Origin of the sequence: Microbacterium paraoxydans (assembly GCF_020524545.1) — a bacterium.
Classification (GTDB): Bacteria; Actinomycetota; Actinomycetes; order Actinomycetales; family Microbacteriaceae; genus Microbacterium; species Microbacterium paraoxydans_C.
This window is the reverse complement of record NZ_JAIVLG010000002.1, coordinates 503667-516411: the sequence shown is the minus strand read 5'-3', so window position 1 is coordinate 516411 and position 12745 is coordinate 503667. Positions and strand designations below refer to the sequence as shown.

Annotated in this window: 12 protein-coding genes; 8 read left to right on the top strand and 4 right to left on the bottom strand. The window is 70.4% G+C overall.

All coding sequences use genetic code 11. The features are described from left to right. Nucleotides 1-12: 12 nt before the first annotated feature. Together LC041_RS07080 and LC041_RS07075 are read right to left on the bottom strand one after the other, a co-directional pair. Complete coding sequence (locus LC041_RS07080) at nucleotides 13-1365, bottom strand: HNH endonuclease signature motif containing protein (RefSeq protein WP_226532378.1); 1353 nt, start codon at nucleotides 1363-1365, stop codon at nucleotides 13-15. A gap of 157 nt (nucleotides 1366-1522) precedes the next feature. Continuing rightward, nucleotides 1523-2485 (bottom strand): aldo/keto reductase, encoded by a 963-nt coding sequence (locus LC041_RS07075; protein ID WP_226532376.1) that lies wholly within the window; start codon nucleotides 2483-2485, stop codon nucleotides 1523-1525. A gap of 100 nt (nucleotides 2486-2585) precedes the next feature. Here LC041_RS07075 and LC041_RS07070 point away from each other — a divergent pair, with 100 nt between their 5' ends. The 6 genes from LC041_RS07070 (at nucleotide 2586) to LC041_RS07045 (ending at nucleotide 8716) form a co-directional block, all read left to right on the top strand. After that, on the top strand, nucleotides 2586-3320 hold the full coding sequence (locus tag LC041_RS07070; protein ID WP_226532374.1) for an SDR family NAD(P)-dependent oxidoreductase: 735 nt from the start codon (nucleotides 2586-2588) through the stop codon (nucleotides 3318-3320). A gap of 94 nt (nucleotides 3321-3414) precedes the next feature. Continuing rightward, nucleotides 3415-4515: a zinc-binding dehydrogenase gene (locus LC041_RS07065; protein WP_226532373.1), complete on the top strand. Its 1101-nt coding sequence runs from the start codon at nucleotides 3415-3417 to the stop codon at nucleotides 4513-4515. 7 nt (nucleotides 4516-4522) lie between these two features. After that, nucleotides 4523-5485: an aldo/keto reductase gene (locus tag LC041_RS07060; protein ID WP_226532372.1), complete on the top strand. Its 963-nt coding sequence runs from the start codon at nucleotides 4523-4525 to the stop codon at nucleotides 5483-5485. Nucleotides 5486-5520: 35 nt separating this feature from the next. Next, entirely contained in the window at nucleotides 5521-6519 is a 999-nt protein-coding gene (locus tag LC041_RS07055) for an alpha/beta hydrolase (protein WP_226532371.1), read from the top strand. Then, nucleotides 6516-7499, top strand: a complete 984-nt coding sequence (locus LC041_RS07050; RefSeq protein WP_226532370.1) for an alpha/beta hydrolase — start codon at nucleotides 6516-6518, stop codon at nucleotides 7497-7499. Before LC041_RS07055 ends, LC041_RS07050 begins: the two co-directional genes overlap by 4 nt. Further along, nucleotides 7496-8716: a multidrug effflux MFS transporter gene (locus tag LC041_RS07045; RefSeq protein WP_226532369.1), complete on the top strand. Its 1221-nt coding sequence runs from the start codon at nucleotides 7496-7498 to the stop codon at nucleotides 8714-8716. The genes LC041_RS07050 and LC041_RS07045 overlap by 4 nt, the downstream gene beginning before the upstream one ends. Before the next feature lie 9 nt (nucleotides 8717-8725). Here the strand turns inward: LC041_RS07045 and LC041_RS07040 are convergent, their stop codons facing one another. Continuing rightward, entirely contained in the window at nucleotides 8726-9391 is a 666-nt protein-coding gene (locus LC041_RS07040) for an SDR family oxidoreductase (RefSeq protein WP_226532368.1), read from the bottom strand. Nucleotides 9392-9430: 39 nt separating this feature from the next. After that, nucleotides 9431-9988: a hypothetical protein gene (locus LC041_RS07035; RefSeq protein WP_226532367.1), complete on the bottom strand. Its 558-nt coding sequence runs from the start codon at nucleotides 9986-9988 to the stop codon at nucleotides 9431-9433. A gap of 66 nt (nucleotides 9989-10054) precedes the next feature. Between LC041_RS07035 and LC041_RS07030 the strand changes: the two genes are divergently transcribed. Continuing rightward, nucleotides 10055-10639 carry a TetR/AcrR family transcriptional regulator gene (locus tag LC041_RS07030; protein ID WP_226532365.1) on the top strand — a complete coding sequence of 195 codons (585 nt, stop codon included), beginning with the start codon at nucleotides 10055-10057 and terminating at the stop codon, nucleotides 10637-10639. Between the two features lie 92 nt (nucleotides 10640-10731). After that, nucleotides 10732-12717: a primary-amine oxidase gene (locus tag LC041_RS07025; RefSeq protein WP_226532363.1), complete on the top strand. Its 1986-nt coding sequence runs from the start codon at nucleotides 10732-10734 to the stop codon at nucleotides 12715-12717. The last annotated feature ends 28 nt before the right edge of the window (nucleotides 12718-12745 follow it).

The window sequence follows — 12745 nt, the reverse complement described above, 5'->3', positions numbered from 1 at the left end:
CAGGCAACCAGCTCAGGCAACCAGCTCAGGCAACCAGTCGTAGCGCGCCCTCCCGCCCAGACGCGGACGGCGCTCGGGATCGACCGAGTCCGGCGGGATGAACCATACCCGCCCCACCGAACCGCCCCCATCGATGCGAATCTCCCACCCGTTGTCATGCACGCGGTGATGGCAGGTCTCGCACAACAGCACCCCGTTCGACAGATCCGTCGGCCCACGGTCACGGCTCCACCACCGGATGTGATGCGCCTTCGTCATCTCCGGCGGCAACCCGCACATGGCACAGCCACCATCCCTCTCCACCAACGCCAACCGTTGCGCCCTGGTGAACAGGCGCTTCTCCCGCCCCCAGTCGAGCACTTCGCTCGCAGCACCGAGCACGCATGGAATCACACCTCCACCGGCTGCCATCCGTCGCGCGGCCCCGATGCTGATCGGCTGCTCGATCCCATCGATCACTGCCAAGCCGGCGTCGGCCTCGAGGTCATCGAGGCCCATTCTCACCACGATCGTCGCACCAGCCAGCGGCACCCTCGCTTCGCAGCCGAGCACGTGGGCAGCGAACACAGCGAGCGCATCAGCCTGCAGCATCGGCACGGTGCGACGGTCGGCGTCGGGCGCGTCGGGCACGGCCGCATCTTTCCGTGCGGCGAACGCAGCCGTCACGTAGCCGCGGATCGCGGTCATGACAGGGGCGGCCGTCTCGACGTCGAGGACCGCGTTCAGATGCACCATCCCCTCACGCTCGTGGATGATGAGGGATCGACGGGAACGCTGCTCCTCCAGTCGCGGCTCCACTCCGTCCGGGTCCAACCACGCCTCCGCCCGCACGACCAGCTTGCGCACCTCGTCCAACGAAAGCCCGACCGCCTGGTCGACCAGGACGCGCTCGGCCTCAGCGACTCGAAGCACGCCCACTGCGACCCGGCATCGATCCAAGAGCGCGATGATGACGGCCGCGGCCTGGGCACTGAGCAGCCCTGCGCCGAGCGACTCCCGCACGACCGGATACCTCGCGGGCAGAGGCGCACCGAGCAGGTCAGCACGCGGCGCGACTGCTTCTCCGACCTTCACGAGCCGCGTCGCATCACCTCGCGACACCCCGACGGTCGCCGCGATCAGCGTCGCCGGATTCCGGAACCCCTGCTGCTTCGCGAGGCTCTCGGCCCCCAGCTCCGGACGAGACTCGCGGGCGATGCACGCGGCCACCTCGACGTGCACGGCATCCAGCCGCCGCTGGAGCACCCCGAGCGATACACCGACCGCGATGAGCTGTTCTCGCGACAACTCCTCCGAATCGTCGGCGTCAGCCCACGCCGCATCGAGACGGGACATCGCCTCGTGCAACACGGCCAACTTCGACATGACCCGATTCTACCGAAGAACGGAGTGACATTAGAAGTTTTGTTCGATCAGATATCGGAATATCGCAAGGGTTGCGGCCGGGGTCGTCAACGGCCCGTCCGACGCGAGCGGCGCGCCTCCTGTTGCAGCGTGCATCCCCCAGAACCCCCGGCCCTCCTCACCACGCCCCGTCGGCCCGCACTTCCCGGTCGACCCAGCATCCGGCGAGCGCAGCCCGCACCTCGGCCCCGTGCTCGCTCGCAAGGGCGAGCGCTGCATGATTCTCCTCGAGCTGCGCGAGACGTGAGGCACCGAACAGCACGTTCGCGGTAGCGGGGTTCGACAGACAGAAGGCGACTCCGAGCGCGGCCGGCGTCACCCCGAACTCTCCCGCGACCCGCGCGACCTCGGGATACACGGCGGCGATCTGCTCGCGGATACCACCCACGTCGGCACCGATCTTCCGCTGGGGCGTGCGTCCGATGGCGAGAATGCCGCCCTCGAACACGTCAGAGGCCTGGAGCGTCAAGGTCCCGTCCGCGAACAGCGACCCATAGGCACCCCCCTCCGCCATCGATCGGCGCGCGATCCCGTACTTCAGCTGCGCGAACACCGGACCAGCCGCACCCTGCTCGGCGGCAGCGGCGAGCGCCTCTCGCGTGTCCTCGATCCGCCAGTTGTTGATCCCCCAGGAGCCCACCAGCCCCGCGGCGATCAGCTCGTTCACGTCGGCGACGAGGCGCGGCAGGTCCGGAGCGTCGAGGTAGTCGCCCACGACGAGGGTGTCGAACCGGTCGAGACCGGCGCGCTCCAGCGACTCGACGAGCTGGGCCCGGAATCCCTGATTCGGCCAGTCCCATAGCCAGAGCTTGCCGCACAGCATGATGTCATCGCGGTCGACGCCGCTGGCCCTCAGAGCCTGCCCGAAGAGGATGTCGGTCTTCGAGTTCTCGGCGTGCGGACCCATGTTGTAGTACGCGACGTCGAAGAATCCGGCGTCCAGCTCGACCGCCCGACGGATCACCGCGACCGCATCGTCGGGCGCCATCCGATCCCAGGTGTTCCACGATCCGAGCGCCAACGGAGGCACCGGCTCGCCGCGGGGATCCAGAGGCTTCCGGGGATATGTCGTTTCGAGCATGAAGACTCCTTCGCCGTCTCAGGACACGGGGTTGTGTTTTTCTATGTTTGTAGAATATAACGGAGGCATCCCGTCAGAACAGCCGTCAGTGAGGACGAACATGACCGCATCCCCCCGCCGCATCCTGGTCACCGGTGGCGCGTCCGGCCTCGGCCGCGGCATCGCTACCGCGTTCCGCGCCCAGGGAGACGAGGTCTTCATCGGCGACGTGAACGCGGAAGCCGCCTCGGCGGTCGCCGCCGAGATCGGCGCCACCGCGCTCACCCTCGACATCGGCGAGGAGTCCTCCGTCCTCGCCGCCGCCGAACGGCTCCGTGCCGACGGCGGCATCGATGTCCTGGTCAACAACGCGGGCATCGTGGCCGGCGGCGGCACCCTGCGGGAAGTCCCGGTCGATGTCGTCGACGCGGCCCTGCAGGTCAACGTGCGCGGCACCTTCCTCATGCTCCGGGTGTTCGGCGCGCTGCTCGCCGACGCGGGCCGCGGCGCGATCGTCAACATCTCGTCCATCGGCGCACGACAGCCCACTCCGGGTCTGGGGCACTACGAGGCAACGAAGGCCGCGGTCGACGCCCTCACCCGCACCGCAGCGATCGAGCTCGCCGCTTCAGGCGTCCGGGTCAACGCGGTCGCCCCCGGGCCCGTACTCACCCCTCTCACCGCGGACTTCGCCTCGAACCCGCAAGCCCGTGCGGCATGGGAGGCCCGCATCCCGCTCGGCTCCATCGCCGAGGTCGACCAGATCTCCCCGCTCGTCCTGTTCCTCGCGAGCGACGCCGCCAGCCACATCACCGGCGTCTCCGTCCCCGTCGACGGCGGACAGCTCCTGATCTGACGCGGGATCGATTTCACTCCCTCCCGCTCCCTCCGAGGCCCCTTTTCGATCCGCCACCCGCCCCACCGCCACCCGCCCGCGACTGGAGAACCGCATGCCCCTCCCCACCCGCACCACGGCCGCTGTGCTCACCGCGCACGGCGAGCCGCTCACCCTGCAGGAGCTGCCGCTCCCCGCCGAGATCGAACCGGGCGCGGCGCTCGTGCGCATCGCCTGCACCACGCTGTGCGGCACCGACATCGAGATCTGGGAGGGCCGGATGACCTTCCCCGGCATGCTCCCGATGGTGCTCGGGCACGAGATGGTCGGGGAGATCGTGGCCACGGGCGCCGACACGAAGGACGCCCTGGGCCAGCCCCTCGCCCCCGGCGACCGCATCGGCTGGTCCGAGTCAACCTGCGGCGAGTGCTACGGCTGCGTGGTGCTGCGCGAGCCCGTGGCCTGCACCCGTCGCGGGTACGGCTTCCTACAACGATCCGACGTGCCTCCCTTCGCCACGGCAGGACTCTCGGAGTACGCCTACGTGACCCCGAGGGCGGCCAAGCTGCTGCTCCCGTCATCCGTCAAGGACACTTGGGCCTCGATGGCCGGATGCGCGGCCAAGACCGTGTTGCGGGCGTTCGAGCGGGCAGGGCGCATCCGCCCCGGCTCGACCGTGGTCGTGCAGGGCGCCGGAGCGCTCGGCATCTTCGCCACCGCCGTCGCGAAGATCTCCGGCGCGGGCCAGGTCATCACGGTGGGCGCCCCCGCGTCGCGGCTGGAACTCGCGGGGCGCTTCGGCGCCGACGCCGTCGTCGACTTCCGCGACGGGCCGGTGGTAGATCAGGTCCTGGCGCTCACGGGAGGGCGCGGCGCCGACCACGTGTTCGACTTCGCCGGCGCGCCGAGCGTGGGACCCGACGCGATCGCGATGGCAGCCCAGCGCGGCACGGTCACGATCGTCGGTTCCACGGGCCCGGCGGGCGACGGGTTTCCGCTCAGCACGATCATGGGCAAGGAGCTCACGGTGGTCGGCTCACTCAACGGCGACATCTCCGACTACTCCCGGGCGATCGACTTCTTCACCGCGTTCGCCGATCGCTTCCCCTGGGACGACCTCTTCAGCACCCCGGTCGGCCTCGCCGAGGCCTCCTCGAAGATCGCCCACATGCACCACCTCGATGAGGTCAAAGCCGTCATCGACCCGAGACTGTGAGGACTCCATGACCACTCCCCTCCTGCCCCGCCGCGAAATCGGCCGCAGCGGCATCGACGCCGCGCTGTTCTCGCTCGGCTCCTGGCACACCTACGACCGGATGGACTTCGCCGACGCGGTCGCGATGCTCCGTGAGGCCGTGGATCGCGGCGTGAACCTCTTCGATGTCGGCGTGTACTCCGCCCCGGGCGCCCCGCCGGTGTTCACCGACGTGATCTTCTCGGCGATGGTGCGCGCTGCGGGCCTCCGACGCGACGACTGGCTGCTCTCGTCGAAGCTGTGGCTCGAAGCGTTCGGAGCCGACGGATTTCGCCCCCAGCTCGAGAACGCGCTGATGCGAGTCGGCGTGGAGCACGCAGACCTCGTGATCCTGGGAGACCTGCGCCGCGACGACCTCGACCTCCGCGACCTCGTGCTCGACCTCGCCCGACTCACCGAGGCGGGCCTCATCCGCACCTGGGGCGTGAACAACTGGTCGGCGTCGAGCATCCAGTCCCTGATCGACCTCGCCGCGGCAGAGGGAGTCGCCGGACCGCAGATCGCCCAGTTGAAGTACAGCGTCTCCCGGCGCTCGATCCCGGACGGAGCCCCCTTCGCCCGGTTGTGGGAGCAGGGGCTCACGCTGCAGGCCTCCGACTGCCTCGAAGGCGGTGTGCTCGCCGGCAAGATCAACGGCGACCGGCAGATCGGCCGCGACCCGGGCGACATCCGCGAGCGGATCATCACGGATGTGCCCGCCTTCACCGCACTCGCCTCGTCGCTCGACGTCTCACCGGCGCAACTCGGAATCGCGTTCACCCTCACCCATCCGGCGCTCACCACCACGCTGTTCGGTGCGTCGAGCGTGGAACAGCTGCGCGCCAACCTCGACGCCGCAGCCCTGGTCGACCGGGTCGGCGGCGATGAGCTGCGCCGTCTGGTCGAGCCGTTCTGGGCCGATCGCGGGGTCGTCGCCCCCGAAGGCCCCTGACCCGCTGCTTCCTTCTTCCATCCTCAAGGAGAACCATGACCGCCACCGCCGCCGGACACCCGACCGTCACCCCGGTACCCTTCGATCCCGAGGTGCAGGCCGTCCTCGACGAGCTCGCGAAGAACCCGCAGCCGGCCCTCACCCGCGACGCCCTTCCGCGCGAGGGCGTCGACCGGATGTTCCCCGACAACGACGCCGTGATCGCCGGGCGCGACATCGAGTGGGAGGACCGTGTCATACCCGGCCCTCCCGGAGCACCAGACCTGGAGATCACGGTGTTCCGCCCGACCGGCACGCGCGGCGACGTGCTCCCCGGATTCGTCAACATCCACGGCGGCGGCATGATCGTCGGCCACCGCTCCTGGGAGACCGGCCGTGTGGTCGACATCGTCGACGAGCACCGGGTCATCGCGGTCAACGTCGAGTACCGCCTCGCTCCCGAGGACCCCTACCCCGCGGGCGTCGAGGACTGCTACGCGGCCTTCGTGTGGGTGCACGAGCACGCGGCCGAACTCGGCATCGACCCGGAGCGGCTCGTCGTCGGAGGCGGCAGTGCGGGCGGCGGGCTGACGGCCGCCGTCGCCCTGATGGCGCGCGACCGGCAGGGGCCGGTCATGGCCGGGCAGCTGCTGCTGTGCCCGATGATCGACAACACCAACACCACGATCGCGAGCCGCCAGTACGACGGCATCGGCACCTGGCAGCGCGAGCTGAACCTGCTGGCGTGGTCGTGCGTGCTGGGCGACGACCTCGCCTTCGATCCTGACGCTCCCGCCTACGCCGCCCCCAGCCGCGCGGCCGATGTGTCGGGGCTCCCGCCGGCCTTCATCGAGGTGGGCGAGGCCGAGGCCTTCCGCGACGAGGACACCGAGTACGCCCTGCGCATCTGGGCGACCGGAGGACAGGCCGAGCTGCATGTCTGGGGCGGCGGAGCACACGGCTTCGACATGTACATGCCCGAGGCCGAGATCTCCCGCGCCGCTCTCGCCGCTCGTGCCTCGTGGCTGCGTCGCATCTGGCGGGCGGACCGATGACCGCGCCGTTGCCGGTCCCGTACGACCCGGAGCTCGTCGCCGGCCTCGACGCTTTCGTCGGGATGGTGGAGATCATCCCGCTGCGCGCCGACACGATCCACGCCAACCGCGCCCACTTCGCGACGATCATCCCGCCCCTGGCGGCACAGGCCGCGGGGCGGGAGGTCGTCTGGGAGGACCGGGTCATCCCCGGACCGCTCGGGGCGCCGGACATCGAGATCACGATCGTCCGGCCGGCCCGCGCGGCTTCCGTGCCCGCACCCGCCGTCCTGTCGATCCACGGCGGCGGGATGGTGCTCGGCACCCGGTTCTTCGGTACCGCGGAGCTCATCGATCTCGCCGAGCGGCACGGCGTCGTCGGTGTCGCCGTCGAGTACCGGCTGGCGCCCGAGCATCCCGGTCCCGCGCAGGCGGAGGACTGCTATGCGGCACTGGAGTGGATGGCCGCCAACGCGGAGGAACTCGGCATCGATCCCGACCGCATCATCGCCTCGGGGATGAGCGCGGGTGGGGGCCTCTCGGCTGCCGTCGCCCTGATCGCCCGGGATCGCGGCGGTCCGCGCCTGGCCGGCCAGTTGCTCGGCTGTCCGATGCTCGACGATCGCAACGAGACCGCATCCAGTCGTCAGTACGACGGCTTCGGCGCGTGGGACCGCAACAACAACGACACCGCGTGGGATGCCATCGCCGGGGAAGACCGGTTCACCGATCGCGTCTCCGCGTACACGGCGCCCGCCCGCGCCACGAACCTCGCCGGCCTCGCACCCGCATTCATCGAGGTGGGTGCGGCCGAGACGTTCCGCGACGAAGCCGTCGACTACGCCCTGCGCATCTGGGCGACCGGCGGACAGGCGGAGCTGCACGTCTGGGCCGGCGGCTATCACGGCTTCTCTGGGTTCTCGCCGGAGGCCGAGGTCTCGAAGGCCGCCGTCGCCGCGCGGGAGAGCTGGCTGCGCCGCATCCTGCGCCTCGGCGGATGAGTCTCCCCGTTCCCGAGGAACCGGCTCGACCGCGTATGAGCGCACTGCGGGCGATGCTGGTGCTCGGGATGCTGGAGGCATTCGGGCCGTTGTCGATGGACCTGTATCTGCCGCAGCTGCCGCAGCTCGCCGCGTCTCTGGGCACGACGGAGGCTCTGGCACAGGTCACCATGTCGGCGTGCATGATCGGTCTCGGCCTCGGGCAGCTCGTCGCGGGGCCGCTGAGCGATCGACTCGGACGACGGCTGCCGTTGATGGTCGGCGTCTCGGCCTTCGCGGTGCTGTCGCTGGTGTGCGCCCTCGCCCCGAACATCGAGCTGCTGCTGATCGCCCGTTTCCTGCAGGGACTCGCGGGCTCGGCAGGCATCGTGATCTGCCTGGCCATCGCACGAGACCAGTTCGAAGGCGTCGAGCTGTCACGGATGCTGTCGCTGCTGTTCCTCGTCTCCGGCACCGCGCCGATCATCGCTCCGGTCGTGGGCGGACAGCTCGCCCGCATCATGGACTGGCGGGGCATCTTCGGGGTGCTCAGCGCGGTCGGAGTCGTGCTGCTCCTCATCGTCGTGTTCGCCCTGCCCGAGACGCTGCCCACCGCGCAGCGCCACGGCGGCGGCCTCGTGGTGCTGCGGAGTCATGCGGGTGCCGTCGTCCGGGACCGGCTCTTCATCGCGGTGCTGTGCGCGGCCGCGGGGGGCGGCGTCGCGTTCTTCACCTACCTGTCGATGTCCTCCTTCGTCCTGCAGGATCAGTTCGGTCTCACGCCGCAGACGTTCAGCCTCGCGTTCGCGGCCGGGGCGCTGGCGAGCATCGTCGGCAGCCAGACCAGCCGGCTCGTCGTGCGGCGGTGGGGACCGCTGCGCGTGTATCTGGGCGGCATCACGGCGACGCTGCTCGCCACGACGACCTTCCTCGTGCTGACGCTGACCGGCACCGGGGTCTACGGAGTGATCGCGGCGCTCATCGGCTTCATGCTCTGCTCGGGCGCGGGCGGCCCGAACGGTCAGACCCTGGCCCTCGCGCACCACGGCAGCCGCGCCGGCACGGCCTCCGCGCTGCTGGGCATGGCGACGTTCCTGTTCGGGCCCGTGGTGGCGCCCCTCGCCGCCGGAGTGGGCGGTACGAACGCGGTCACGATGGCCGTCACCATGACCCTCGCAGCGGCTGGCGCCGCGGTCGCGGCCTGGGCGTTCGTGCGGCCCGCCGCAGCGCCTCAGTGAGGAGAGCCCTCAGTAGCGCGCCGAGAACGCGCCGTCCGACTGGAGCAGCTGACCGGAGATCCAGCGCCCCTCATCCGACACGAGGAACTCCACGACCGCCGCGACATCCGCCGGGCGTCCCAACCGCCCCAGAGGGGTCATCGCCCCGAGCGAGGTCCGCGTCCCGTCGTCCATCCAGCCGGTGTCGATCGGTCCCGGGTTCAGCACGTTCGCGGAGATCCCGCGAGGACCGAGCTCACGCGCCGCCGAGATCACGAGCCGGTCGAGCGCGCCCTTCGATGCGCCGTAGGGCAGGTTCCCGGTGACGTGGTCACTGGTGAGCGCAAGGATCGCTCCCCCGTCGTCGCCGACCTGGCGCGCGAAGGCGGCGATCAGCAGCAGACTCGCCCGCGCGTTCACGGCGACGTGCGTGTCGAAACTCGCCGCGGTGGTGTCGAGGATGCCGGACTCGACATCGTGGGCGTGGCTCAGGATGAGCGCGGTGATGGGCCCGTGGGCGGCGACCACCGCGTCCACGAGCGCGCCGGGGCCGTCGGGGGTCGAGAGGTCGGCGAGGTGGTCGGCGTCGTGGAGATCGCTGGTCACGACCGTCCATCCGGCCGCACGCAGACGAGGAACGATGCCGGCGGCGATGCTGTTCGCCCGCGCAGCGCCGGTGATCAGAGCGAGGGGCATCCGGCCACCGTACCGGAACGCACACGCGTCCCGCTGCGTTCAGAACCCCAGGCACATGACCGCGACGCCCGCTGCCATGGCCCACGACTCCGCGGCCAGCAACCGCGCCGTCCTGCCGCGATGCACCGAGGGCACGAACCACTCCACGACGACGGTCCACACGACGACCCCGGCCACCCCGACCAGCATCACGACGGAGAGGACGCCGTTCATCCCGTGCCCACCGTGTCCCGATGCCGCGATCTCCGCGCCTGCGCCTGCGCCTGCCGACGGCACCCCGCCCGTCGACGCGCTCTGGAACGCGCAGACGGCCATCACGAGCGATCCGAGTGCGCGATGGCAGCAGGCAGCGGCCGCAGGAGTGCCGCGAACGCCCATCGTTCCGAGCATCGACGAGACCAGCAGCACCGCCCCGAGCAGGAGTCCCACGAGCGCGTCGCCGGGCGAGACCGCGAGCGCCAGCATCGCGGCCGCCATGATCAGGGCCGCCTGCCGTCCCTGCCACGGCACCGCACGCCACGCACCGATGCAGGCGATCGCAGCGACGATCGCCGCCACGGCCATCAGCCACGGTGCTGCGGGAAGGAGGATCTCCACCCGGGCAGTATATTGATCGATCGCTCAATAACGCTAGACCCGGCACCGATGCGACAAGATGGGCACGTGCCCCGCATCGTCGACCATGATGAGCGCCGCCGGCAGATAGCCGAGGCGCTGCTCGCCGTCGCCGCCCGCGACGGGCACGAGAGCGTCTCCTCGCGCGCCGTCGCCAAAGAACTCGGCGTCGCGACCGGCTCACTCTGGCACTACTTCGACGGATTCGACGAGGTCGTGCGTGCCGCCGCCGCCGAGGTGACGCGCCGCACCGACACGCGCATCGCCGCCGCCACCGAGGGCCTCCGGGGCCTGTCCCGGCTGCACGCGCTGATGCGCGAGGTCCTTCCGCTGGACGACGACACCCGCACGGAAGCACACGTGGTCGTCGGCTTCTGGGGGCGCCTGGCAGCCCTCGCACCGACTCCGGACGCCGGCGCCCCGACCCTCGCGACGTGGCAGGACAGCATCCGACTCGCCCTCACCGAAGCCGTGGACGACGGCGAATTGCGCGCCGACACCCCCACCGAGGCCGTGATGGCGCTGCTGCGCTCGATCACGTACGGGCAGCAGATCGTCGAGGTCACCGAACCCCAGCCCGCGGCGGCGCATCTCGCCGTCCTGGACGGCGTCCTCGCCCCCTGGCGCGCCTGAGCCCAGGAAGCGGTGGTTGTGGACCTCCGGTGCGCCGTCGTATCATCGTCGCAACCCGTTTATTGAGCATCTGCTCGAAAATAGTGAGGTCGATGATGTCCCACCACGCACCGCAGCCCGTCTCCCTCGAGAAGATCGCCGCCCCGCACCCGCACGATCCGCTTTCGGGGGAGGAGATCGCCGCCGCTCGAGCCGTCCTCGATGCGGCCGGACTCCTGACCGGGACCACCCGCGTCCCGATGCTGCTGCCCGATGAGCCCACGAGGCAGGAGCTCGCCGCGTGGAGCCCCGGCTCCCCCATCGACCGCCGCGTCGACGTGACGCTGCTCGACACGGCGACCGGCGTGGCGACCGAGGCCATCGTCTCCATCACCCGCAGCGAAGTCGTGCGCACCGAACGCGTGCCGAACGATGTGCCGCCCTACGGCCAGCCGCAGTACCTGTTCGAGGAGTACGAGCGCGCCGAGGCTATCGCGAAGGCCTCCCCCGAATGGCAGGCGGCGATGACGCGACGCGGCCTCGCCGAGCACATGGATCTCGCCTTCTGCGGACCGCTCGCCCCGGGCTACACCGGCCGCGCCGATGAAGTCGGTCGCCGCGTGATCCGCTCGCTCACGTTCCTCAAGTACGACGAGCAGGACTCACCGTGGGCGCACCCCGTCGAGGGCCTCGTCGTGCACATCGACCTCACCTCGAACAGCGTCATCCGCGTCGAGGACCACGCAGATGTGCCCGTTCCCGCGGGCCACGGCAACTACTACCCCGAGGTGCAGGGCGCAGCGCGCACCTCGCTCAAGCCCATCGAGATCACGCAGCCGGAGGGACCGAGCTTCACCGTGACCGGCTCGCTCGTCGAGTGGGAGGGCTGGGCGATGCGCGTCGACTTCAACGCCCGCGAGGGACTCGTGCTGCACGACGTCACGTTCCAGGACCGCTCGGTCCTCAGCCGCGCCAGCGTTCCCGAGATGGTGGTCCCCTACGGCGACACGGCTCCCGGACGGTTCTGGATCAGCTACTTCGATGCGGGCGAGTACCTGCTCGGCAAGAACGCCAACCACCTCGAACTCGGCTGCGACTGCCTCGGCGTGATCCGCTACCTCGACGGCTACGTGGCCGACGACCACGGCAACCCGGTGCGCATCCCGAACGTGGTCTGCATGCACGAGGAGGACGACGGGATCCTCTGGAAGCACACCGACCTCGCAGGCCGCGCCGACGTGCGCCGGTCCCGCCGGTTCGTGGTGTCGTACTTCTCCACGATCGGCAACTACGACTACGGCTTCTACTGGTACTTCGGCCTGGACGGTTCGATCGAGGTCGTCGCCAAGGCCACCGGCATCGTGTTCGTGGGCGGCGGCGAGCCCGGTGTCCGGCAGAGGCACGCGACCGAGCTCGCTCCCGGCGTCTTCGCCCCCGTGCACCAGCACCTCTTCTGCGCGCGGCTCGACGTGGCGATCGACGGCGACCGGAACAGGCTCGTCGAGGTCGACGCGCAGCGCGTGCCGATGGGGCCGGGCAACCCGTTCGGCAATGCGTTCAGCTGGTCCGAGACCACGCTGACGACCGAGTCCGCCGCGCAGCGCGACGCGGACACCTCCGTCGCGCGCGTCTGGGAGGTGCAGAGCACGTCGCGGACGAATCACGTCGGGCGGCCGACCGCGTATCACCTCGTCCCGGAGCCCACCGCGCTTCTCATGGCCGATCCGGAGTCCTCGGTCGCCGCGCGCGCCGCGTTCGCGACCAAGCATCTCTGGGCGACGCGCTACGAGCAGGGGCAGATCTGGCCGGCCGGCCGGTACCCCAACGCGCACCAGGGCGGTGCCGGACTCCCCGCGTACACGGCGGGCGACCGGTCGATCGACGGCGAGGACATGGTGCTGTGGCACACCTTCGGTCTCACCCACTTCCCGCGAACGGAAGACTGGCCGATCATGCCCGTCGACACCGCCGGGTTCCGGTTCAGGCCCAACGGCTTCCTCGACCAGAACCCCGCGATGGATGTGCCCGAATCCTCACAGGCGCATGCGGTCTCGTCCGGCAGCTGCTGCGGCGAGGAAACCTGCACCTGCGGGCACTGACCCCGGCGGCAGCGCCCGAGCGGACGGA

Bases quoted from the DNA above. Each gene is read 5' to 3' on its own strand.
- LC041_RS07080 (WP_226532378.1), bottom strand. From the start codon at position 1,365: ATGTCGAAGTTGGCCGTGTTGCACGAGGCGATGTCCCGTCTCGATGCG.
- LC041_RS07075 (WP_226532376.1), bottom strand. From the start codon at position 2,485: ATGCTCGAAACGACATATCCCCGGAAGCCTCTGGATCCCCGCGGCGAG.
- LC041_RS07070 (WP_226532374.1), top strand. From the start codon at position 2,586: ATGACCGCATCCCCCCGCCGCATCCTGGTCACCGGTGGCGCGTCCGGC.
- LC041_RS07065 (WP_226532373.1), top strand. From the start codon at position 3,415: ATGCCCCTCCCCACCCGCACCACGGCCGCTGTGCTCACCGCGCACGGC.
- LC041_RS07060 (WP_226532372.1), top strand. From the start codon at position 4,523: ATGACCACTCCCCTCCTGCCCCGCCGCGAAATCGGCCGCAGCGGCATC.
- LC041_RS07055 (WP_226532371.1), top strand. From the start codon at position 5,521: ATGACCGCCACCGCCGCCGGACACCCGACCGTCACCCCGGTACCCTTC.
- LC041_RS07050 (WP_226532370.1), top strand. From the start codon at position 6,516: ATGACCGCGCCGTTGCCGGTCCCGTACGACCCGGAGCTCGTCGCCGGC.
- LC041_RS07045 (WP_226532369.1), top strand. From the start codon at position 7,496: ATGAGTCTCCCCGTTCCCGAGGAACCGGCTCGACCGCGTATGAGCGCA.
- LC041_RS07040 (WP_226532368.1), bottom strand. From the start codon at position 9,391: ATGCCCCTCGCTCTGATCACCGGCGCTGCGCGGGCGAACAGCATCGCC.
- LC041_RS07025 (WP_226532363.1), top strand. From the start codon at position 10,732: ATGATGTCCCACCACGCACCGCAGCCCGTCTCCCTCGAGAAGATCGCC.